The organism is Euryarchaeota archaeon (genome assembly GCA_016207515.1).
In the GTDB taxonomy this organism is placed as follows: Archaea; Thermoplasmatota; SW-10-69-26; order JACQPN01; family JACQPN01; genus JACQPN01.
This window is the reverse complement of the sequence record JACQPN010000002.1, coordinates 179,810-201,308: the sequence shown is the minus strand read 5'-3', so window position 1 is coordinate 201,308 and position 21,499 is coordinate 179,810. Positions and strand designations below refer to the sequence as shown.

General features: G+C 62.3%; 22 protein-coding genes. 9 read left to right on the top strand and 13 right to left on the bottom strand.

From position 1 onward, the window contains the following. Nucleotides 1–138: 138 nt before the first annotated feature. A complete protein-coding gene (locus tag HY556_01515) occupies nt 139–1,908 on the bottom strand; it encodes a CocE/NonD family hydrolase (protein ID MBI4392464.1) in 1,770 nt (589 codons plus the stop codon). A 125-nt stretch (nt 1,909–2,033) separates the two neighbouring features. On the opposite strand from HY556_01515, the gene HY556_01510 reads away from it, so the two are divergent. The 4 genes from HY556_01510 to HY556_01495 all read left to right on the top strand — a co-directional run bounded on the left by HY556_01510 (nt 2,034) and on the right by HY556_01495 (nt 7,527). Further along, nucleotides 2,034–4,172 carry an AMP-binding protein gene (locus tag HY556_01510; protein MBI4392463.1) on the top strand — a complete coding sequence of 713 codons (2,139 nt, stop codon included), beginning with the start codon at nt 2,034–2,036 and terminating at the stop codon, nt 4,170–4,172. Nucleotides 4,173–4,190: 18 nt separating this feature from the next. Then, complete coding sequence (locus HY556_01505) at nt 4,191–4,820, top strand: hypothetical protein (protein ID MBI4392462.1); 630 nt, start codon at nt 4,191–4,193, stop codon at nt 4,818–4,820. Between the two features lie 193 nt (nt 4,821–5,013). Next, on the top strand, nt 5,014–6,960 hold the full coding sequence (locus HY556_01500; protein ID MBI4392461.1) for a hypothetical protein: 1,947 nt from the start codon (nt 5,014–5,016) through the stop codon (nt 6,958–6,960). 246 nt (nt 6,961–7,206) lie between these two features. Then, on the top strand, nt 7,207–7,527 hold the full coding sequence (locus HY556_01495; GenBank protein ID MBI4392460.1) for a hypothetical protein: 321 nt from the start codon (nt 7,207–7,209) through the stop codon (nt 7,525–7,527). A gap of 20 nt (nt 7,528–7,547) precedes the next feature. Here HY556_01495 and HY556_01490 read toward each other — a convergent pair whose 3' ends face one another. The 5 genes from HY556_01490 to HY556_01470 all read right to left on the bottom strand — a co-directional run bounded on the left by HY556_01490 (nt 7,548) and on the right by HY556_01470 (nt 11,306). After that, entirely contained in the window at nt 7,548–7,952 is a 405-nt protein-coding gene (locus HY556_01490; GenBank protein MBI4392459.1) for a PIN domain-containing protein, read from the bottom strand. After that, nucleotides 7,949–8,197: a hypothetical protein gene (locus tag HY556_01485; protein ID MBI4392458.1), complete on the bottom strand. Its 249-nt coding sequence runs from the start codon at nt 8,195–8,197 to the stop codon at nt 7,949–7,951. The genes HY556_01490 and HY556_01485 overlap by 4 nt, the downstream gene beginning before the upstream one ends. A gap of 344 nt (nt 8,198–8,541) precedes the next feature. After that, nucleotides 8,542–9,420 carry an ABC transporter permease gene (locus HY556_01480; GenBank protein MBI4392457.1) on the bottom strand — a complete coding sequence of 293 codons (879 nt, stop codon included), beginning with the start codon at nt 9,418–9,420 and terminating at the stop codon, nt 8,542–8,544. Then, nucleotides 9,410–10,252 carry an ABC transporter permease gene (locus tag HY556_01475; GenBank protein ID MBI4392456.1) on the bottom strand — a complete coding sequence of 281 codons (843 nt, stop codon included), beginning with the start codon at nt 10,250–10,252 and terminating at the stop codon, nt 9,410–9,412. Before HY556_01475 ends, HY556_01480 begins: the two co-directional genes overlap by 11 nt. Next, entirely contained in the window at nt 10,245–11,306 is a 1,062-nt protein-coding gene (locus HY556_01470) for an ABC transporter ATP-binding protein (protein ID MBI4392455.1), read from the bottom strand. The genes HY556_01475 and HY556_01470 overlap by 8 nt, the downstream gene beginning before the upstream one ends. Nucleotides 11,307–11,431: 125 nt before the next feature. Here HY556_01470 and HY556_01465 point away from each other — a divergent pair, with 125 nt between their 5' ends. Further along, nucleotides 11,432–12,271, top strand: a complete 840-nt coding sequence (locus HY556_01465; protein ID MBI4392454.1) for an aldo/keto reductase — start codon at nt 11,432–11,434, stop codon at nt 12,269–12,271. Between the two features lie 75 nt (nt 12,272–12,346). Here the strand turns inward: HY556_01465 and HY556_01460 are convergent, their stop codons facing one another. The 3 genes from HY556_01460 to HY556_01450 all read right to left on the bottom strand — a co-directional run bounded on the left by HY556_01460 (nt 12,347) and on the right by HY556_01450 (nt 14,745). After that, entirely contained in the window at nt 12,347–12,766 is a 420-nt protein-coding gene (locus HY556_01460) for a type II toxin-antitoxin system VapC family toxin (GenBank protein ID MBI4392453.1), read from the bottom strand. Further along, the gene (locus HY556_01455; GenBank protein MBI4392452.1) at nt 12,750–13,034 is read right to left on the bottom strand and encodes a hypothetical protein; all 285 of its coding nucleotides are present in this window, start codon (nt 13,032–13,034) and stop codon (nt 12,750–12,752) included. The genes HY556_01460 and HY556_01455 overlap by 17 nt, the downstream gene beginning before the upstream one ends. Before the next feature lie 139 nt (nt 13,035–13,173). Continuing rightward, nucleotides 13,174–14,745: a tRNA uridine(34) 5-carboxymethylaminomethyl modification radical SAM/GNAT enzyme Elp3 gene (locus tag HY556_01450; GenBank protein MBI4392451.1), complete on the bottom strand. Its 1,572-nt coding sequence runs from the start codon at nt 14,743–14,745 to the stop codon at nt 13,174–13,176. Between the two features lie 135 nt (nt 14,746–14,880). Here HY556_01450 and HY556_01445 point away from each other — a divergent pair, with 135 nt between their 5' ends. Then, nucleotides 14,881–16,302, top strand: coding sequence for an MBOAT family protein (locus HY556_01445; GenBank protein ID MBI4392450.1), 1,422 nt, complete (start codon nt 14,881–14,883; stop codon nt 16,300–16,302). Between the two features lie 111 nt (nt 16,303–16,413). Next, nucleotides 16,414–17,451: a hypothetical protein gene (locus tag HY556_01440; GenBank protein ID MBI4392449.1), complete on the top strand. Its 1,038-nt coding sequence runs from the start codon at nt 16,414–16,416 to the stop codon at nt 17,449–17,451. A 376-nt stretch (nt 17,452–17,827) separates the two neighbouring features. Here HY556_01440 and HY556_01435 read toward each other — a convergent pair whose 3' ends face one another. From HY556_01435 to HY556_01420, 4 genes are all read right to left on the bottom strand, one after another. Next, entirely contained in the window at nt 17,828–18,136 is a 309-nt protein-coding gene (locus HY556_01435) for a hypothetical protein (protein ID MBI4392448.1), read from the bottom strand. A gap of 113 nt (nt 18,137–18,249) precedes the next feature. Further along, nucleotides 18,250–18,483, bottom strand: coding sequence for an Lrp/AsnC ligand binding domain-containing protein (locus HY556_01430; protein MBI4392447.1), 234 nt, complete (start codon nt 18,481–18,483; stop codon nt 18,250–18,252). A 178-nt stretch (nt 18,484–18,661) separates the two neighbouring features. Further along, nucleotides 18,662–19,444: a dihydroorotate dehydrogenase electron transfer subunit gene (locus HY556_01425; protein ID MBI4392446.1), complete on the bottom strand. Its 783-nt coding sequence runs from the start codon at nt 19,442–19,444 to the stop codon at nt 18,662–18,664. Continuing rightward, a complete protein-coding gene (locus HY556_01420) occupies nt 19,441–20,358 on the bottom strand; it encodes a dihydroorotate dehydrogenase (GenBank protein MBI4392445.1) in 918 nt (305 codons plus the stop codon). Before HY556_01420 ends, HY556_01425 begins: the two co-directional genes overlap by 4 nt. A 179-nt stretch (nt 20,359–20,537) precedes the next feature. Here HY556_01420 and HY556_01415 point away from each other — a divergent pair, with 179 nt between their 5' ends. Next, nucleotides 20,538–20,894 (top strand): hypothetical protein, encoded by a 357-nt coding sequence (locus tag HY556_01415; protein ID MBI4392444.1) that lies wholly within the window; start codon nt 20,538–20,540, stop codon nt 20,892–20,894. 31 nt (nt 20,895–20,925) lie between these two features. Beyond that, the gene (locus HY556_01410) at nt 20,926–21,486 is read left to right on the top strand and encodes a methylated-DNA--[protein]-cysteine S-methyltransferase (GenBank protein ID MBI4392443.1); all 561 of its coding nucleotides are present in this window, start codon (nt 20,926–20,928) and stop codon (nt 21,484–21,486) included. Nucleotides 21,487–21,499 lie beyond the last annotated feature (13 nt).

Below are 21,499 nucleotides of genomic sequence, written 5' to 3'. Positions count from 1 at the left end.
GCGCTACCTGGAGTATATAAGCTATCCAGGGGTGGGTCTCTATATAGGCTTTGTTGACCGGAGCTTCGCCAAGTTCCGCGATGGGTATGGGGTTGCCGCGGAGCAGAGCGCGCCGGCGACAATTCCTTCCCCCTCGCCCTATGGAATCGGGCTTAGCGGCAACTTCAATACCGCCGGCCGCTCGCCGTCGAGCATCACCATGATCTTGGCCTCATCGAAGGCTGAAATCGTGCGCCCCTCGTCCACGCTACGCAGGATAAGGCGCAGCTTTGTCCCCGCCTTGAACACGTCCTCCTGCGGATACATCTCGATCGTGACACGGGTGGCCTTGCCAGGGATCAACTTCTCCGGCGTCTCAAGACCGCTTCTGTAGATCGGGTTCAGGTAGCCGTAGTTTTCGCGCACCCACGCTCCCGTCTCGTTCGTCGCTTCCAACACGGCGACGAGGTGCACGTTTGCCGCAGTGGATACGATAGTGACGTTGAGCTTCGGCGTCCCCGCCGTGTGGATCGCCCCAGCGAGCGGAGGAAGTTCGAGTACGACCTGTTCACTGGCGCCGATCGTCTCGTCGGCCGCCACCGGCGAGCCAGCAACCTGTTTTGGTTTGGCGTCCCACGAAAGTGTGCCGGAAGATGACCCGTCGAGCGTAAGGCCCGACGGAGTGAGGCCCAACATGAGTTTCTCTACACCCTTCGGCGGCCATTCGCCCGGATACGTGCGCCAGACTTTGTCGCTTCCCTGGATGAAGGCAATGTCCTCATCGAAGAGTCCGGTGTGGACGCTGAGCAACGTCTCATCGAAGAACGCGACCGCGTACTCCCACCAAGCGCCATAAGCGGTGAATCTTGCGGTGTCCCCGGGTCCCGAGGCGTCCGGCAACGTCGCGTTCGCCGGATACTGGTGCGGCCACTGGCCCGCGATGAGTATCTTCCTCGCGTTGCCGAGGTCGTTGTAATAGTTCGCGATATGGTCCGGTTTGACGTTCCAATCGGCGAGTCCTTGACCCATGAGTACGGGCACTTTGGCCTCGCCGACGCGCCAGCGGAGGTTGCGGTCGTTCCACCAGGCGTTGTAAGCACCCGACTGATCGAGCTGGACCGCGAGCTGGTACGACGTGTCGCACTTTGCGGGCTCCGTCGCTTGGCGCTCGAGCCAGTTCTCGTACTGGGGGTTACGCGTCGGACCGTAGGCGTTCTGCGTGTAACCGGTGTTCGTCCCGAAATGGTTCGAGTACGGGACGCCTCCCTTGTGATGGTAATTGTAGAAGCTCGTTGACGCGACGACAGGGATGACGCCGCCGAGGTGCGGGTTGTTGGCTATCGCCGCGATGTGCGCCTCGCTACCAGGGTAGCTCGCTCCGATGAAACCGACCTTGCCGTTCGACCATTCGCGAGTCCCCAACCATTCCGTTAGCCGGTACGCGTCCTCGATGTCGAGTTGGCCCCGCAGGTCCATGCACCCGCCAGAATCTCCCGTGCCGCGGACGTCGGCGTAACCGAACGCGAACCCTCGCCTCACGAACTGCTTGACGAAATTGTCCTCGAGGTTGCTGAACGCGTTCGATCCGACCGTCTGGCGCACCGGAGAATCCTGTGGCACCATCGGCTCGTAGAGCATGCCTCGACCCGGCGCCGTGTAGGGCGTGAACTGGACGATTATCGGGACCTTCTCGCTCGTGTCCGGGCGCACCATCCTTACGTGGATCTGGACGTCGTCGCCGATCGTCGGCACGAGGTGCCCGGATTCCAAGAGCCGAAGCGCAACGTCGGGAGCGCGCACCGAATAGGGACCGATCGAAGTCTGCGCCGCCGATGCGACGTCGATCGGCGTGGAAGCAGGGGAAACGCACCCAGCGAGGGTCGCGGTGAAGAGTATCGCCCCCACTAATCCTAGTCTCCCCCGCTGCATCCAATGACGATTCACCGGTATCTTAAAAAGCCTTGTGGGCCGCGTCTCCTCCAACGGCGGCCTCACCCCCCATCCCTGTCGTCGGCGGCCGAACCTACATTAATCGGGGCCGCGATCCGCTCTTCGTGGCGAGGCTCGAGGCATCGCGGCTGGTCGAAGCAGGCGTCGACGCCGAAACAGCCCCCGACCTCGCGAAGCGCGCGAACGACGTGCTCGAACGCCATTCCTTGGATGCGAGGACTCCCGCGGGCCAGCAGATGATCTGGGATTCATTTCGCGAGATCCTTGCCGACCCATCGTACGGCCACGCTTCCCACGCGGCGCTTTTCCAAGCCGCGTTCGAAGGCCGTGAAGCCTCGGACGGTCCGGCCCCGGCCTGGTCGCCGACGGCGGAGAGTATCGCCCGCACGAACGTCGGCCGGCTCATGATGGAGAAAGGTTTCAACGATTACCGCGAGCTCCACCGGTGGTCGACGACCGAGCGCGAAGCGTTCTGGTCGACCACGATCGCGACGCTCGGCATCATCTTCAAGAAGAGGCCCGACAGGATGCTCGATCCCGAAAGCGAACCGACGGCCCCGAGGTGGCTTCCAGGCGCCGAGTTGAACATCGCCGAGAGCCACCTCAAGGCGGAGCGGACGAAGACCGCGATCGTCTACCGACGCGAAGGCGCCACGAATCTTCGCCGCGTCACCTACGCCGAATTGGAGAAACTGGCCGCAAGGATCGCAAACGGCCTGGACCGATTGGGGCTTCCCCCCGACGCCAAGATAGCCCTCTATATGCCCATGAACGTCGAGGCCGTCGCCATCTACCTTGGCATCATCAAGAGCGGGAGAGCGATCGTCGGCATCCCGGACTCGGCCGCGCCCGAAGCGCTTTCCCGTCGGCTCGAGATTGCAAAAGCGACGCTCATCTTCACGGTCGATTCCTACTCACGAGGCGGAAAGGAGTTCAAAGTCTACGAGAATGCGAAGAAGGCCGGTTCTCCTCGCGCCGTGGTGCTTCCGTCCGAATGGACCAAGGGGTTCGCGACCGCGATGCGCGGCCCGGACATGACGTGGGGCCAGTTCCTATCGAGCGACGTACACTTCGCAAGCGTCATGCGAAAGCCCGGCGACCACAGCAACGTCCTGTTCTCCTCCGGAACGACCGGGGACCCGAAGGCGATCCCCTGGACGCACGTGACGCCCATCAAGAGCGCATCGGACGCCTACTGGCACCACGACGTGAAAGCGGAGGATGTCCTGTGCTGGCCGACGAGCTACGGTTGGATGATGGGCCAATGGCTCACCGCCGCAAGCTTCGTGAACGACGCGACGATGGCCCTCTACAACGGCAACCCGGCGGCGCGCGGATTCGGCGAGTTCGTCCGCGACGCCGGGGTGACCTTGCTCGGGACCGTGCCGAAGATCGTGCAAAGCTGGCGGACGAACAAGACGATGGAAGGCCTCGACTGGGGAAAGGTGAGACTGTTCAGCTCCACGGCCGAACCGTCTCAACCGGAGGACACCTTCTACCTTTCGTGGCTTGCGTCAAAACTCGTCGACGGGAAAGCTGAGTACACGCAGGTCATGGAGTATTCCGGTGGAACGGAGACCGGCGGGGGCCTCAACACGGGGACGCTTGCGAGGCCGTGGTCGCCCTCGACTTTTTCGACCCCGGCGCTGGGTCTTGATTTCGTGGTCTTCGACGAGCATGGCAACCCCTCGGAAGATGGCGAGATCGGCGTCATCGGTCCCTGGATCGGACAATCCACGGAACTCCTCAACTACGACAACCGCGACGTGTACTATGAAGGGATGCCCCGTGGGCCGAACGGCGAGATTCTCCGCCGACACGGCGACCACTTGAAGCGTCTTGGGAAGGATTACTGGCGCCACTTGGGCCGCATCGACGACATGATCAACATCAACGGCGTGAAGACGTCAAGCGAAGAGATCCGCGCCGCAATCCGTCATACCGAGGTCGTCGACACGAAACCCATCGCGGTGACCGACGTTAGCGGTCAGCACCGGCTCGTCGTCTACGCGATCCCGAAGGAGCCGACGGTGCTCGCATCGAAGGATTCCCGTTCGCTCATGAGGGCTGAACTCAAGACCGAATTCGCGAAATCGATAAAGGCGAAAGTGAGCCCCCTCGTGGGACACGTCCACGATGTCGTCCTCGTCCAGGCGTTCGAGACGACCGAGAACAACAAGACGAAGACGAGGAAGTGGTACCGGGCGGACTATGAAAGGCGCATCGCCGACGGGGATCTCTGAGAATGGGAGTCCGCCTCATTGGCCGATGAGCAGACGTACGGCTCCGCCGGCGGTCAGCCGGAACCCGGGAGCGCCGAATGGTGGGCCCAGCGAGAACCGAAAGGGAAGCGAGAGGGCTCGAAAGTCGGCCAGATCGTCTTCGCAACGTTCGTCATCGGCGCGTTCGCGTCCGGCGGCCTATTCTTCTACGATTCGTTCGCCGCGCAAACGGTCGCCTCGACGGAAATACCGCCGATCGGCGGCGCCGACACTTTGAACGTGACGCTCTCGTCGTCCACCACGTATTCCGTCGCGCTCGACACTCTCACGCGGTCGTGCTTCAACTGTTCGATGCAAGTCGACGTCAGGATCTCCCGCGCGACCGGCGGCGAAGTCGTCTGGTCGGAGACACAGCGGCTCGACCCCGAAGACGACATCGGTGTGCCCACGTCCTACATACTTGGCGCGTTCACACCCTCAACGAGCGGCGCCTACAACGTGTCATATGCGACGTCGGAGGGACGGGGGGCCGCAGATTGGACGCTGACGTTGGCGTTACGATCCGTTCTTTTCGCACCCGAGGTCCTTTTTGCCGTGATGTTCGGGTCGATCCTTGGCGCCATCGGGACGAGGCTGGCCACATCGCGTGGCCGCAAGGGCGGCGGTTGATCCCCGTGTCGCGTGACAGGGGACGCGTTGCCTCGGGGGTGCGTCGTGTTTTCCGACCTGTTGCAGCTTGCAACGGGCAAGAGAATGCCGGGGCTCGTCGCAACGCCACGCAGGCGACCCAGACAGCCGAGGGCACAAAGGGGCAAGCAAGGCGACAAGACCGTATAATCGACCGGCATCTCGCCGTCGGGGAATGAGAGAGCTCATCTTCGTCCCGGCGGCATTAGGCTTTGCCCTATTGTTGATCGCGGCGCCCACGAGCGGCCAAGGCGTCTGCGATGGGAATCCACAACTCGCAAGCTGCCAGGACGCGACACTCACGATCTCGGCGCCACGTGTCTTGGTGCCAGCCGCACCGATTTCCAAGAACCAGTCGGCGGCGTTCGATTTCGTCGTGAACGTCAGCTATGTTGCGCCCAACGCCGCGCCCGGTGCCATGACCACCGTCAGCGTGACCTGCACGCCGGCGGCGGGCTTCGGCTGCGTCGGGCGCTCCGCGACGGCCACAGCCGGTGCCACAGCGTCTGTTCCCGTCTCGGTGACCGTTTCGCCGGACACGAGCGCCGGTACCTACTCCTTGTCCTTGCGCGCGACGGCGATGGGCACCAACTCCCATCGAAGCGCATCGGGCGAGACGTCCTCGCAAATCGACGTGCCGCTCGTCGTGCGGCGCCTCGAGGCTTCGAAGGAGTACGACGAGTGGCACACTTGGGGCTTGCTCGTGAGTGTCAATATCACCGTCGACGCGAACGGGCCGGTGAACGTGAGCGTGTCGGCAGCCGACGGGAGCGGCCCCGGTGCGCGGCCGCTCCAACCTAACGTGTCCATCCTCCATCGAGTCGTGAGCGAGCAGGATGTACAACCTTACGTGTTCCATCGGGAGATCCGTGTCGAGGGCGCTCCGCCGGACGTGGAACTCCGGTTTGCCCCGGAAGGGGGAGGACGGGCGGTGTTCGCGGATCCGCCGCTGCGTACCCTGACTTACCATAGGCCTTCCGATTGGTGGGGTCCGCAGGCCCTGTTCACGCTGTTCGCGGTCGTCGCCGTCGGCGAAGCAGCGCTAGGCGTCCTGGTCCTCACCAAGGGTGGAGGAAGGCTGCCGGCGCGCCTCTTGGGCCTCTACCTCGTCCTACACCCGCTAGCGTATGGGACGCTTCCAATCGGTTCGATCCTCAACGAACTGCGGGTGGATCTAGCGCTCGATTCTGAGATTGCAATCGGAATGGTGGCCCTTACGGCAAGCCTCCTGCCAAGCCTCGACATCCTCTTTGCCGTCACGTATCCAACCACGATGCCCACCGTCGCCCGACGCCCCTACCTGTTCGCTGTCCCATTGGTGGTCTCGGCCACCATTTTCGCGACCCTCTTTTTTGGTCGGACGTTTTTCACCGAGGTCACGGGACCGCTGTCCGTGTTCGGTTACCTTCTTGGAGGGGCGCTTTTCGCGGGTCTTATCTTCTGGCGGCGTGCCAAGAGAGCGGCGACCACGCTCGAGAGGTCGCGGCTTCGTTACATGATGTGGGTGATCGCCTTCCCGATGGCGTTTCTCCTAGCCGCGTTCATAGTCACGATGCTTGGCGCCGTCGTCCTTATCCAGGGGGAGCCGCCCGGGTGGTTCGTGATCGTGCCGGTGATAATCATTACCGGCGTCGTCCTTGTCCCGGCCGTCGGCCTCGGCTACGGCGTTCTCAAGTACCATCTCTTGGACATCGACCTAAAGGTCAGGTTCGCTCTCTCCAAGGGGGCGCTCGCGACAATCTTCCTGGCCGTCTTCTTCGTCGTGAGCCAACTCGCCCAGAACGTGCTTAGTGCGCAATACGGCCTCATCGCTGGCGGGATCGCGGCTGGCCTTCTGCTTTTCGCCTTGGCGCCTTTGCAGCGTGCGGCGGACAGGCTCGCGGATCGCGTCGTTCCCGTCGGGGGTGATGCAGCGAAATACCAGGAATTCCGGCGTTGGGAGGTCTACAGGGCCACGTTCGAGGACCTTTCAGCGGATGCGGCGATAACCGAGCGCGAACGTCGCGCGCTCGAGGCCCTGGCCAAGAACCTCCGGTTGAAGCCCGACGACATGGCCAGGATAGAAGCCGAGGTCGCCCGGGAGCGCGGCGCCACAAGGGCCGTCGAGCGACTTGAAGCGTGAAGCGTATGGAGGATCGCGACGCCCACGAATTCGACCAAGTGGTAGCCCGCGTTGGTGTAGAAGGGCGTCAACGGTTTTCCCTCGAAGGTCGCCGTGCTCCCGGATATTGGAAGGGCGCATCTGGGCTTTACGCCGGTTCGGGTTTGCGCGAAGGCCGCGGTTCGGCCTTGTCCCCTCTTCCGCGCTCATTTCCGGCGTTCCCCGCCCGCGCACGGTTATGTATTCGGTCGGTATCTCGTCGTCGCGATGACGTCTGTCCCGCTCGCGATGTCCGACGGAAAGGCGCTTCTTCCGAGCTTGGCCGCCGCAAGGGCGCTTTGCGAGAAAGGCGATCGGGCGATCGGCACGGGCGACAACGAGGGCGCCGCGGAGGCGTTCGAAAAATCGCTCGCCGTTGAGGCGTCCTCGTACGCTCGGCTGGGCGCCGGCATCGCCCATTACTTTCTCGAGGACTACGCAAGGGCGAAAACACATTTCGAAGCTGTCTTGGTGGATCTTCCAGGCCTCAAGAACGTGGAGCTGATGTTGGCGGAATGCGTGCAAAGGTGTTCTTCGTCGGTCGTATGACACGCGACGCCGTGATAGCCTCATGGGCGTGAGTCCGGGTGTGGGACCCGTGGAACGAGCGTCTGCTTGTCGAAATCGAGATCGTGACTCCAGATCGCGTCGGCCTTGATCGCCAAAGCAGATGCGAGATACGGCACGTCGGATATGTCCACCGTGCCGATCGCCCTCGCGGCGTCGGAAAGGTGGGCGTGGATCGCTTCGTCGGGGACCCAAACTATCTGGGCCGCAACCTCGTCCATGAGCTTCGAGAAATCCGTGGGCGTCAGGCGGCTCCTCCGTTGGAGCTCTTCGCGGTGTCGGGCGAGCTCGATTTTCAGAAACTCGGGAGCGAAGAGCGCCGCCCGCGTCTCATATATGGCCTTTCGCGCGGGGCCGTCCTTCAATAACGCGCTAAAGAAGCGGTTGGCGTCGACAACGATCTTCATGCAAGCCCGAAGTGCTTCGCCATGGCCGAGTCGACCAGATCGGCGATCTCGTCAACATCCGCCTCGGTGAGTTGCGACTTGGCCGCGAGGCGGTCGGCTAGTTCCAATGATGCGAGTTTCTGCTCGATGGTCTTGGCCACAACCGCGCTCCAATTCACGTCGCCTCTCGCCTGGGCACGCTTCTTGATGCGCGCTGGCACCGTGAAGGTCATCTTGTCCATGGGTTCGGATTTGGTGGCGGGCATACATGAAGATTATCTATACGCATAGATAAGGATTCTCATGATTCTCCCCACAGGCGGCGGAAAAAGGCTGAGCTTCGCCGGCCCCGCACGACGAGTTGTTGCGTGACCGATCGCTTCCAACGGGTGGCGCCCACGGAGAAGGCCATGCGCATGGGCACCGGCATCCGCGATCCTTACGCGATGACTACTGCGAGGCGAGCGTCTACTTCGAAAAGGCGCTGTGGGACCGTCCAAGCCCACAGAACGTCGAGATGATCTTGGCGAAGTGCGCGAAACGTGCTTCCTCCGAGATGTTCCAATACGGGCCGCAGGGAGCCGGCGAAATCCCGCCCCGACAGGATTCGTCAGTATCTTCCCAACACGCCGTGCCGTCTTGCCCTTTTTTCCATGGCGGCGAACGCGGCGAACCCGACGATCATGAATGCAGCGCCTGTGAGGACAAGCATCGAGAACGATTGTGTGAGATCGGTGAAGCCCTTGCCAAGGAGCACCGCGTCTCGCATGATGTGGAGGCCGTGGGTCAACGGGAACGCACTTGAAATCGCTTGGACCCAACCGGGCAGCGCTTCGACTGGAAATACCATCCCAGAAAGGAAGATGAACACGGGGCTGAAGAGCATCGCGAGGGCATAGGGCTGTTTCCAGTAGAGACCGGCCGCCGCCATGAGAAAACCGAAGCCTTGGAGCCCGATGAGAGTCAGTAAAAGGCCGACCAAGGCGACCGTCAGGTTCGCCGGCGTGAGGACGATCCCGAAGATCAAGACACCCGCCGCGAGGACGATGACGAGGTCGAGGATGCTCGCCGTCATGCCGGCCAAGGTCTTACCGAAAATCCACACGAAGCGGTTCGTCGGGGTGAGCGCGATGAGGTCCCACGTTCCCGCAGACTCCTCGTCGTAGATGGCCGTGCCGCCGTCGTCGAGCGCGCTGTTCACTAGACCGTTCGTCGCGAGACCGATGACGACGAAGGCGAGGTAGTCGGGGTAACCGGTGAGTTCGAAGAAGCGCGGCGGCACGCCTCCGCCCGCCAGGAAATGGGCTATGACCGCGGCGCTTGCGAGGAGAAAGACTGGTGAGAGGAGCGATGAAATCATCCAGCCGGAGGTCGTGTAATACCGCAGTTGTCCCTTGAAGTTGGAAACATATGTCGCGCGGAAGGTGCGGCCCCACGCTAGCGTCGTCCTCGAAAAAACTGGCGCGGCCGGGCTTGGTTCAATAGGCATGGAGCGTCCCGTTCCTCTTTGCGCGTTTCTCCATGTCGCCGATGAGCCAAGCACCAGCGAGGGAGAATACGATGGTCATTCCTACAAGCGCCGCCATCTGTGGGCCAAGGGCGTCGAGGTGCTGGCCCCCAAGGAGCGTTCCCCTGACCGCGATGAGCCCAAAGGTAACGGGGATCGCATATGCCGCGCCTTGAAGGGCGATGGGGAGTGCACCCACGGGAAACTGCGTCCCGGAGAGGAACCGCACGGGTGCTTGGATCGCTTGCGACATCGGACCGGCGGCGCGCGTCAACATGTAGAAACCGGAAAAGAACAGGCCGAGGCTCACCATCGAAAGAAGCGTCAGGGTTATCACGACGACGACGGCGAGAGGATCGGCCACGTGGAATTCCACGCCGAAGAGCATGAAACCGACGAACATCGCGAGGAAAATCGTCCATCCGCTGTCAAGGAGCCCGAAGAGCGCTTCCCCCAGGACGAAAGCGACTCGGGACGTCGGCGCAAGAAGCACCATCTCCAAGGTCCCGTACCAACGTTCCCGCTGGATCGCCATGCCGCCGCGCCAGTTCATGCCCATGAAGAATGAGAAGACGGTCTGGCCGAGGACGAGAAAACCCGTGAAGGAGGCCGTCTCCCCGGACGCCTCGAACGCCTTGGAGACGCTTTCGGGGTCCGCTAGTCCCGTGAACGCGTAGACGGAGAGAGCGACCCAGACTATGGGGCCGATGAGCCGGTTGATGATCCAACTCGGATAACTCGTCGAGAGGCGCCAGTTCTTGAACATGCTCGCACGCAACGCGCGCGGATAGGCTGCGAGACCGATCTCACTCAACGCTCGGCTTTCCCCCCGGAGGCGCGTCCACGCCGAGCGTCTCCCCCGTGAGCCGCACGAATACGTCCTCCAACGTGGGCTCCTCCTGCCGAAGCGCCACAAGGCGTCCTTTCGCATCGGCGACCGCGCGTGCGAGTTCCTGCGGTGCTTCGTCGGCGGCCCCCGCCCGGATGGCAAGTCTGAAAGTCACGACACCCGTCGCCGCGTCGTTGGTCTCCGATATCACCGCGCCCACGCTTCCCGCCTGTTCGAGGCCCCGGCGGACGTCTTCTCCGCCGGCCGTCCGCACGGAGACGAGGAACGCCCCGCCGTCCGCGTGCCTTCCCTTGAGCGCCGCCGGCGAATCGCACGCGACTATCTTTCCACGGTTCATTATGGCGACACGGTCGCAAAGCGCGTCAGCCTCGTACATGTAATGCGTGCTCATGACGACCGTGTGCCCGAGCCCGCGCGCCACCTCGCTCACAAGCGAGCGGAGGGTGCGCGCGGCCTGCGGGTCGAGGCCGATCGTGGGCTCGTCGAGGAGCAGCACCTCGGGGTCCGTGAGAAGTCCACGCGCGATGTGCAGGCGCTGCTTCATGCCTTTCGAATAGTTCTCGACGCGCTCATCCGCGCGGTCGGCGATTCCCACGACGTCGAGAAGTTCCTTGATGCGATTGCGCGCGGGAGCATCTTGCATGTTGTAAAGCTGGGAGAAGTACCAAAGGTTCTCGCGGCCGGTGAGGCGCCAGTACAACGCCCTCTCGCCGCCCAGGACGACGCCGACCTTTCGACGGATGGCATCCGCATCGCGTTCGATGTCGAGGCCGCATATCCTGGCGCTTCCGGATCCCGGAAGTAGAAGGGTCGAGAGCAGTTTCACGAGTGTGGTCTTTCCAGCCCCGTTGGGACCCAGGAGGCCGAAGAGTTCCCCCTCGCGTATCTGGAGGTCGACATGGTCGACGGCGGTGATCGTGGCCTTTGGACGTCGGTCGAACCACCCCTTGATCCCCCTCTCGGGCTTTCGCTCGAAGGTCTTTGTGAGTCCCGTCGTTTCAATGGCGAAGCCGGCCACGTCGAAAACACGACGCCCGCTCCTCATAAGGATTACCGCACCACGGGACTACCGTCGCCCATCGACGGCCGGCCGCTTTGGAGCGCGCCAAAAATCTCTAATGGCCGCCGCTCGTTGCATCCCGCGTGGACGCTCGCGCGTTTGGGCCTACAGGGATCGACGTCCCCGTCATCGGCCAAGGTACGTGGCAACTGAAGAACGCCAAGCGTGCGGAGCAGGCGCTCAAGGCCGGCCTCGACCTTGGCATGACCCACATCGACACGGCGGAACTCTACCGCGGCAGCGAGGAAGTGGTCGCCCGCGCGATCCAAAACCGCCGCGACGACGTCTTCCTCGTGAGCAAGGTGCTGCCGCGTAACGCGACACGGGAGGGCGTCGTCGCCGCGTGCGAGGCGAGTCTCAAACGCCTCGGCACCGACCACTTGGACGTATACCTCCTTCACTGGCGCGAGGACACGCTCGATCTTCGAGGCGCGATGCACGGCCTCGAGGAGGTCGCAAAGCGTGGATGGACGAGGCACATCGGTGTCTCGAACTTCGACGTGGCCGACTTGGAGGAAGCGACGAAGCACCTTTCGAGCCGGCCGATCGCTTGCAACCAGGTCCTTTACCATGTCGCGGACCGGGGCATCGAGAACGGCGTCATCCCCTACTGCGAACGGAACGACATCGCGGTGGTCGCATACGCCCCGTTCGGCGGTGATTACGTGCCCTGGCCGCCGGGCGGTGTGAAGGGACTACGCGTGCTGGAAGACATCGGGAAACGGCATGGGAAGACGGCGAGGCAGGTGGCGCTGAACTTCCTGACGCGCAACGAGAGCGTCTTCACCATACCGAAGGCCGAGAAGGTGGAACACGCGAGGGAGAACGCGGGCGGCGTCGGATGGGTATTGACGAATGACGATCTGCGCGAGATCGAGGCGGCGTTCCCGAGGCCGCCTCCTGGCCCTCTGCCGATGTTCTGACGGCGGTCCATGGTCGCTCGGGCCAAGACGATCACCGCGCGCTCCTCCGCAGATGTTTGCGATTGAGTGTTTCGGCTACGGCACGATCTCGGCGAGGCCATCGAAACCGTCGTCGAAGGTCGCAAGGGTCTCGATGCCGAGTTCCGGCATGAGCGCGAGGATGCTCGCGTCCGTGAACGACAGCCGCCGCGTGCGGTGGCGGAGAAAAAGCGCGAGCGTCGCGTCGAGGTGGCGTGGACCCACTGGAACGAGTTGTAACCTCGGGAGCATCGGCTTCGGAAACGGCAGGAGCCGTTTCGCGGCCGTCTCGAGGTCTGGGTTGCCCGTGCGGGCCCGGATGAGGGTGAAGAGCTCATCCACGACGTAGTCAGAGACGAGCGGCGTGCCCCACTCCCCCCTGGCGATTCGTTCGATCGCCCCCACCGCCTGTCCATGGCGCGCGTCGTCGTTGTTGAGAAACGCGAACAGGACGCCCGTATCAATCAGAAGGCTCAACGGGTCCTCCATAGAGATCGCGGTCGATCGTCTCCTCGGTCGTCCTTTTCCCCGTGGAGACGGGAAGCGCCATGAGTGCGGCGAGTTCCCGACCACCGGGTGGACGCAACTCGCCGGTCAGTGCCTCCCGGTCCCGTTCGCCAAGTGCCACGAGCAGCGCCAGCAGTTCCTGTTGCGACAGCCTCTTGCCAGACCGGGCCACAATCTCAGCCTGGAGCCTGTCGAGGCGTTCCTTGTCGGCGCGGCGCATCTTCACCGAAGTCGCCATGACTATTGGTAGTTTTTTCTACTTATTAGACTTTTCTACCAATATTCCTATCTTGGGGCGCTTCCCGTGTCCCAACCGAGAGACGTCTGATTGCAGCAACTTCGCACCTTCCAAGAGGTAGGTACTTGTATGTATGGCGCTACGCAAGGGTCCGTCCCATGTAAGTCCCGACCCGCTCGTAGCCGAGCTTCCCGTAATAGGCCCGTGCGCCCACTCCGCTCGTCACGAGGAGCCTCCGCACACCATCACCCCGGGCGATCCCCTCCGCCCGCTCCAGGAGGCGACGACCGTATCCGCGATGTTGGAGCTCCCCTGCTTCCGGCGCATCGCTTATCGCAACGTGATGACCCAAGACCTTCACTTCACGAACGAAGGCGTGACCCGGCGCGCATGAAAGATGCGGTGCGCCCAACGCGGCGCTTCCCTCCGATGGAACACGGAGCCGGAGGTACGCGAGGAGGATGTCTTGCGACCTGTCCTCGACCGTCAGGAAATACTCTTTCCCGCCCGCCGCCTCGTAGACCTCCTCGTACTCACCGACGGATCCGGGATCGACGTGGATCCCTCGTCGTGCCTTATGCCCGGCCTCACGACACCTGATGCACCGGCAATTCCCATCCTCTTCCGCCAGTTCCCGCAGGTTGCTTTTCATGACACCGGCCTCGACCTCCGTTGTCGGGATGTCCCGGTCGACACGCATTATCCGCGCCCACGTGGGGACGAACGACATGACTTCGCGCACTAGGTCGGTCGCCTCTTCCGTCGTCATCGCGTGGTACTTCCCGCGCTTCCAGAACTCGTAAAGCCCGGTGCCGGCGATGACCAGCGTGGGGTATATCTTCAACATGTCCGGGCGGAAATCAGGGTCTTCGAATATCCGGCGGAACGACGCGATGTCACGCTCCCGCGACGAGCCCGGTAGCCCCGGCATCATGTGATAACCGACTTTGAGCCCGGCGTCCTTTAGGCGCCGAGTTGCATCGATCGTCGCCTGTACATCGTGGCCACGCGCGACGTTTCGCAAGACGTCGTCGCGCGTCGACTGCACGCCAAGTTCGAAGCGCGTCGCGCCCATCTCAAGCGCTTTCTGGATCTGTTGCGGCGAGCATTGATCGGGACGCGTCTCAAGCGTCATGCCGACGCAGCGCACGCGGGCCTCCTCGTTTCGCGAGACGGATTCCTCGAGCGTGGGCGCCGGCTCGCCCCCGTCAACACAGTTCATGGCGTCAAGGCACCCCTTCACGAACCCTTCCTGGTAAGCGACCGCGCGAGACGTGATGGTGCCGCCCATGACGATGAGGTCCACTTTGTCGATCGGATGTCCCATGCGTTCGATCTCATGCAAGCGCCCATAGGTCTGCTTGAACGGGTCGAAGTCGTTGCGAAGGCCCCTTGCTCCCGCCGGCTCGAGGCCGGTGTACGCCTGCGCCGCCGGCCGCTCCCAGTCCGGCCCGCCTGGACAATAGAGGCAGGTCCCATGCGGGCAGTAAGCCGGGCTCGTCATCACAGCGACGACCGCGACACCGGAGATGGACCGCGTCCGTTTGATGGTGAGAAGGGACCGCAGACGTTCCTTGAGCTCGCCGGACGCCTCGTTCCACACGTCAGCGTCGGACGGGATCGCCGACATCTCGTGGCGGCGAGCGAGCTCGACCTTGATCTTGTGGACGTCGTCCTTGGTCGACGCTTCGCCCGCGGCAAGGCGCGAGATGAGTTCCGCGTAATATGCCCGGCTCAACGTCGAGCCAAGTGGAGAAGGTGGTAATAAACGGTGGGGTGCCAACCGCACCAATGGCCGGATTTCCGTAAGGAGCGCGGGGCAGAAATCGCTCAGAAGGCTTCATGTATGGGCCAGCCTCTCGACGTGCATCATCAAATGTGCCGCGCCCTGTTTAACGACTTTTGTTTTCTCGGCGTCTTCCTTCCAATAACGCTGTTCTTGTTCTGGATTGTGGCAAGCAAGAGGTGGCGGCTGGGTGTACTGATTGCCTCTGGGTTGACGTTTTACAGCCTGTGGGACGTTCGATTTGCAGGCCTGCTCCTTGCGGTCGCCGCGGTCGATTACGCTTTAGGAGGCCTGATTGCGCGCGCACAAGGATCGCGTCGCCTTCAGTACCTAAGCCTGTCAATCGCATTTAATTTGGGAATCCTTGTTTTCTTCAAGTACGCTGGATTCGTGGTCGAAAACGCCACCACTCTCCTGTCGCTGGTTGGCACGGATTCTGCCCTCCCGCATTACGAAATCGTCTTGCCGGTGGGAATCTCATTCTTCACTTTCAAGTCGCTGAGTTACACCATAGACGTTTACCGAAAAACAATCCAGCCCACACACGACCTGCTTTCGTACCTCGCGTTCATCACTCTCTTCGCCGACCTGGTCGCTGGACCGATTGTCCGTTTCAAGGGTCTTTCTTCGCAGCTTTCCAACATGGGCGCGCCCACGCATGTGCCAAGAGTTGTCGGGGGCGTGGCCCTGTTCTCCATCGGACTTGCAAAGAAAGTGATTGTCGCCGACGGCATCGCCCCCTATGTAGACCAGTTGTGGGCGTCACCGGCATCGCTCGACAGCATGGGCGCGGCGCTGGCCCTTGTTGGGTTCGGGTTACAACTGTACTTCGACTTTTCGGGTTATAGCGACATGGCCATCGGTCTCGGCCGCCTGGTCGGATTGGAGCTTCCAATCAACTTTCGCGCACCGTACCAGGCCCGTAACCCCTCGGATTTCTGGCGGAGATGGCACATTTCGCTGTCTTCGTGGCTTCGCGATTATCTGTACTATCCGCTCGGCGGGAATCGATTGGGCTGGATCCGGACCGTACTGAATCTCGTCGTGGTGATGGCCATTGGCGGCCTATGGCATGGGGCGGGATGGGTATTCTTCGCGTGGGGCGTCTACCACGGAGCCCTGTTGGCAACTTACCACGTTTTCCGGCGCCCCTGGGACGCGGCTCCTGTCTTGGTTCAACGATTCACGACTTACGCCGCCGTCACGTTTGGTTGGGTTTTCTTCCGCGCCACCGACCTGACATCGGCGCTATTCGTCATCCAGGCCCTTTTCGCTTTGGATGTTCAACGGGAGTGGCGTACATTTGCAGAGGTTGCCATAGTGCTTTGCGGCCTAGCGGCCTTTTGCTGGGGCGCAAAACCTTCTATCGAATTGAAGGTCGACCACAAGCCAAGATGGGCCATTCTAAGTGCGGGTTTGATGATTATTTCAATCTTAAGGCTTGCAGAGGTGAGCAGCCCATTCCTGTACTACCAATTCTAGGGGCCTACCGCGTCGGTCTCGCGCGTGAACGGTCCACCAGTTGGCCGGCTTCGCGGCCGCGGAGAAACTAGCATGGAGAAAAGGAATCCCACGACTCACCGCTTCGTCGCAGTGTTCCTAGCCGCGCTCTGTCTTGGCACGGGGAGCATCTTAGGCTTGAATTACTTTGTAAATCCCCATGGCGACTTCAGCACGCAATATTTTCAACCATACGCTAGAAATGACGCCTACGCAAAAATCGCGCTTTTCCATGCGATGAAGAGCGCCCCGGAAACACTGATTCTGGGCTCGTCAAAGGCGATGACGTTTGCACCGACGGATTATTCCGAGTTCACTGGTCGTTCGGCCTTCAACTTCGCCCTGCCCGGTGGGAAGCCCGGTGACTACTTGGCAATATACCGGTACGCGGTCGCGAGCGGACGAGCCCCCGCGCACATCCTGTTGGCGCTCGAAGATAGCGAACTTACATATGCCATTGGGAGAGACGCACATCCGCAGGTGCTGGCGACGCCGCCGCTTGCGGCCCAGTTACCCGAGGCTGCGGCCGCCGTTGCGGCGACGCCGACGGACGACGCTAGATTGCTGATGGGGTCTTTTTCGGCAAGATATTTGCGCGATAGTCTGAAGGTCCTGGCCGGATTCGTACTGGGGACCCCGGTCTTGTCTGGGGAATATGCACCAGACGGCTATTCCCTGAGGGACTTTTATGGAGGGCGGGGCGATGGGGTGAAAACTCCCGCGGAGGTACTTGCCAAGCGCGTTGCATCGATGGTCGATTCCCGCGACGAACTTCTTTCTCGAATCGTTGACCCCCGACCAGTGAACGACACTAGCATAGGACGGCTCTCGTACGAAGCGCGTTCTGCCGGTGTAAATGTTTCAATCATCATGACCCCCGTGCATCCCGCATTGCTCGCCGCCATGGACACGCCCAAATTCAACGACGCTCACTATGCTATGATCGTGGAGCTCAAAAGTCTCTGTCAAATCGGAATCCGCCTCTACGATTTCACAAGCGTGGAGACTTTCGGCGGCGATCCGGGCGCGTTCTTTGACGGAATCCACGTGGAACGACCAAACACGAGGGCCATGTTAGGTGTGCTGAGCTCAGAATCTGGCGAACTGTGTGCCAAACTCGCCGAATCCTGAATGCCTGAAGAATTGCCGGGCGGGTGACGGTTCCTCATCCGCGGGCGGACACGCGGCGCAAGAAATTCACCCTGCGCCCTTCGTGACGCCTTTCGCATGGCGGGTACCTTGGATGCAAACGCCCCAATCCGACGTATGTCGAGCGACTTTTCAACGGAAAAACACCTTGAGCCCACTTGGTCGCGCGGCCAGACCTAATGCGAACCGTCAGGCCCGCATGATCACCCAAGCGCATCTTTAGTGCGCGACGCCAAATGCCGGCTCAAGCCCGCATTATCGCGGTGGCGCAAGCGGTTCGTACGCTCCGCCAAATGCGCGCTTAGGCGCGCATTATGGTCGAAGCGGAGCGAAGCTTCGCGAGACGAAATGCGAGCCACTAGGCTCGCATTATCGCCATCAAGAAAACACCCATCGAGACAAAGGCCCCGACTCCGGCGGCAAGCACCGCGACGATGGCGAGTATCGTGTTCTCGGGGTCCCAGATGGGGGCGACGGCCCCGGGGGCTATCGGCCACGTGAACGCCGCGAAGATGAGGACCGACAAAAGGCCGACGATGGTGAGCGCCAAGCCGATGCGACGGCTCCGGCCAGCACCGAAGTAGGCCGTGAACAGCCCTGCAAGGAGCGTGAAGACGCCGAAGGAAATCAGAAGCGTGCTAAGGAATACGTCAGATGTTACGGCCATGTTCTCTTCTCGGGCGTGAAATGGCCGCCGCTACTTAAAGCATGACTCCTTCGACTCGTGCGACTAGCGCGACGAGCCGCGCCGCACGCAAGCGAACGTGCCGGACGCCTCGGCTAGAAGCGGGTCCCGGTCAGGGTCTTCGTGTCCATGACGCCCTGGATGGTGCGTACCTTGTTCACGATTATCTGCCCGAGGGTGTCGAAGTCTGGCCCTTCGATCTTCGCGATGAGGTCATATTCGCCGAAGAGCGGGTGGAGTTCCACGATCTCTGGCACTTTCAAAAGCGCGTTGTAGACCTCGTGCTCTTTTGCCGGGGCCGCTGAAATCAGTACGAATCCTACTGCCATTTCCGCACCACGAAGGATTAAGCCCGCGGATTCTTAAATATTATTCCGAACTGCACCGTCTATCGCCGAAATAAGGCAATTTCCGGGCAGCGACCCTCCAATCGAATCAATTCTGGCCCCAGGACACGAAACGCGCGGCGCCAGCGGCCGTCGCCGGTGCTCGTCCGGCGGAAGCGTACTACGCTACCTTGCGTCCGGACGCGTCGCGGTGGTACTTCCCGAATTCCGTGATCTTCCTTAGCTCTTTGCCCGTGAACATCGGCCCTTCCTGGCAGACGCGCTCGCCCCCATCGTCGAGCGTGCAAGCGCCACATATGCCAAAACCGCAGCGCATGTGACGTTCCAGACTGGCTTCTACCTCGACGCGGGCCGCGTTCGCTATGTCGACGACGCGCGCCATCATCTTCTCGGGCCCGCAGGTGTACACGGCGTCGAACGCGCCGCGGCGCAGCTCCTCTTCGACCGTATCCGTGACGAAGCGCTTCTCGCCCATCGAGCCGTCGTCCGTCGTGATCCTCACCTTCGCTCCGGCGCGCTTGAAGCGGTTGGCAAAGAAGATGAGCTCCTTTGTCCGGGCACCTAGGGCGACGGTACATGAGCGTCTCTTTTTCCTGTGCGCTTCGACAGCGGTCGCGATCGACGCGATCCCCGTCCCGCCCCCGACGAAGAGGATTCTTCGGTGGGTCATGGAGTACGGTCGCCCGTATGGGCCGCGGATGCCGATGACGTCCCCTTTCTTCATCCCGGCCATCGCCGACGTAGCGTCGCCGATCGCCCCCACGGTCACTGCGCACTCGCGCCCTGCCTTTGAAAGCGACATTGGGACTTCGTCGACGCCGGGGATCCACACCATCACGAATTGGCCGGGGCGCGCTTCGCCCGCCTTCTCGTGCCGGAAGTGGATGGTGCGGACCTTGGGGTTCTCCTCGACGACCCGGGTGACACGTGTGGTGAACGTCACTTTGCCGTCACCGCCACGCGCCGTGCCGCCTCGACCGACGGATAGCCGCATTCGTCCAGGAGTGCCTTGAGTTCCGAGTCGATCTTCGCGAACACGTCCCACCCACGCTCCATGACGGCGCTACCCACCTGGACCGCGGAGGCACCGGCCATGATGTATTCGAGCGCGTCCTCGCCCGTGTAGACGCCGCCGACGCCCATGATCGGCGCATCGACCTCTTGGGCGATCTCATAGACGGCCCTGAGACCGACGGGCTTGATCGCGCGGCCGGAGAGGCCACCGACGCGGTTTGCAAGTATGGGTCGCCCGGCGCGAACGTCGATCGCCATCGCCTTCACCGTGTTTATCGCGGTGATGCCGTCTGCGCCCGCGGCGACCGCGGCCTTCGCCAGCCCCGCGATGTCGGGGACGTTCGGGGCCAATTTTGCGAACACGGGTAGGCGTACCCGCTGTTTAACCGCTCGAACGACCTCGGTGACCAACGCGGGGTCCGTCCCGATCTCCGTCCCGTAGCCTTTCGCGTGCGGGCAGCTCAGGTTCAGTTCGATGGCTTGCGCCCCATAACCGGCCATCATGCCGCCCACTTCCGAGAACTCCTCGGGGGTCCCGCCGAAGACCGACGCGATTACGGGGACGCCGCCCCTTGCGGCCGCCCAAAGCTCCTGCGCCACGTTCTCCACACCGGGATTCGGAAGGCCGACGGCATTGAGGACACCGACTCCGTCGAGCTCGATGCAACTCGGGTTCGCGTAACCGACGCGGGGCTTCGCACCGATGGATTTCGTGACGACCGCCCCCGCGCCGCTTCGCGCAGCCCTGTGCATGGCGCTTCCCGTCTCGTCGAGGATACCAGAAGCGAGGACCGTGGGGCTTCTCAGTCTCAGGCCCGCGAGTGTCGTCGAAGTGTTCACCATTGACGCGCTGTCAACCCGCGGAGCCGTAATTAATTGTTGGGTGGCGGCGGAATACGCTTGCCGCGACGGCGTTCCGGTCCCCGGTGGCCCGCCGGGCGTTGGCCAAAGGGGAGCCGTCGGGCGGCAAACGCGCATGATGCGGCATAAGGGGAAAATACGGGAGCGCGATGTGGACCTGGATGACGGTCAAGGACCGCGTGGGGCGAAACCGGTACATCGTCTTCAAGGTGGAGCCGACGAGTACGCCAAAACGTGATGTGCAAGGCTCGATACTCGGTGTCCTGAGCCGGCACGTTTCCGGTCTCGGCCCAGCCATTCGGAAACCGGCGCTGATCGCCTACGAAGAGGGCGTCGGTATCCTTCGCGTTCCTCACATCATGAAGGGTGACGCCATCGACGCCCTTACCGGAATCACGTGGGCGGGGCGGCCAACGGCCACCGTGACCGTGACCACCCTTGGAACATCTGGAACCATTAGAGCGGCCCAGCGCTTCGTTCCACGTGGGCGACGGACAGTTTTGAAGCCTCAGGAGTAGGGTTGAAGAGGGCGTGACGAGATTCGCGTCCATGCCCACCAAGGTGAATTATTCGGTATTCGAGAGTCCCGTCGGCCCGCTCGGCCTCGCGACGACCGACAAGGCGCTCGTCCGGCTGAACTTCCTCTCGCCTCGCGAGGATTTCGGCGAAACCCTTCGAGCGGACGGGTTCCAGGTTTCGCGCGCCGAGACGCCCATGCTGCGGCGAGCGGCGCGTGAGCTCACCGAATACTTCGCCGGAAAGCGGCGGGATTTCACAGTCCCTGTGGATTTCCTGGAAGGGACGGAGTTCCAAAAGAACGTGTGGAGGCACCTCCAAGAGATCCCGTACGGCTCGACGTGCTCGTACAAGGCCCTCGCGAACGCTTGCGGCTCGGAGAATGGGTTTCGGGCAGTGGGAAGCGCCAACGGCAGCAACCCGGTCGCGATCGTCGTCCCGTGCCATCGTGTCATCGCGGCCGACGGATCGATGGGCGGCTACGGGGCGGGCCTTCCGACGAAAGCGCGCCTACTTGCTTTGGAACGGGGCGAGCGGCTTGACATCGCCCCGGGGCGCATGACGCGCCAAAGCGCCTATCTTCCCCGGTTCTAGGCGGTATCGGAAG

What these genes read in the sequence shown, in the direction of transcription:
- HY556_01515 (MBI4392464.1), bottom strand. Translation starts at nt 1,908, where the DNA reads ATGCAGCGGGGGAGACTAGGATTAGTGGGGGCGATACTCTTCACCGCG.
- HY556_01500 (MBI4392461.1), top strand. Translation starts at nt 5,014, where the DNA reads ATGAGAGAGCTCATCTTCGTCCCGGCGGCATTAGGCTTTGCCCTATTG.
- HY556_01495 (MBI4392460.1), top strand. Translation starts at nt 7,207, where the DNA reads ATGACGTCTGTCCCGCTCGCGATGTCCGACGGAAAGGCGCTTCTTCCG.
- HY556_01490 (MBI4392459.1), bottom strand. Translation starts at nt 7,952, where the DNA reads ATGAAGATCGTTGTCGACGCCAACCGCTTCTTTAGCGCGTTATTGAAG.
- HY556_01485 (MBI4392458.1), bottom strand. Translation starts at nt 8,197, where the DNA reads ATGCCCGCCACCAAATCCGAACCCATGGACAAGATGACCTTCACGGTG.
- HY556_01480 (MBI4392457.1), bottom strand. Translation starts at nt 9,420, where the DNA reads ATGCCTATTGAACCAAGCCCGGCCGCGCCAGTTTTTTCGAGGACGACG.
- HY556_01455 (MBI4392452.1), bottom strand. Translation starts at nt 13,034, where the DNA reads ATGGCGACTTCGGTGAAGATGCGCCGCGCCGACAAGGAACGCCTCGAC.
- HY556_01445 (MBI4392450.1), top strand. Translation starts at nt 14,881, where the DNA reads ATGGGCCAGCCTCTCGACGTGCATCATCAAATGTGCCGCGCCCTGTTT.
- HY556_01435 (MBI4392448.1), bottom strand. Translation starts at nt 18,136, where the DNA reads ATGGCCGTAACATCTGACGTATTCCTTAGCACGCTTCTGATTTCCTTC.
- HY556_01430 (MBI4392447.1), bottom strand. Translation starts at nt 18,483, where the DNA reads ATGGCAGTAGGATTCGTACTGATTTCAGCGGCCCCGGCAAAAGAGCAC.
- HY556_01420 (MBI4392445.1), bottom strand. Translation starts at nt 20,358, where the DNA reads ATGGTGAACACTTCGACGACACTCGCGGGCCTGAGACTGAGAAGCCCC.
- HY556_01415 (MBI4392444.1), top strand. Translation starts at nt 20,538, where the DNA reads ATGACGGTCAAGGACCGCGTGGGGCGAAACCGGTACATCGTCTTCAAG.
- HY556_01410 (MBI4392443.1), top strand. Translation starts at nt 20,926, where the DNA reads ATGCCCACCAAGGTGAATTATTCGGTATTCGAGAGTCCCGTCGGCCCG.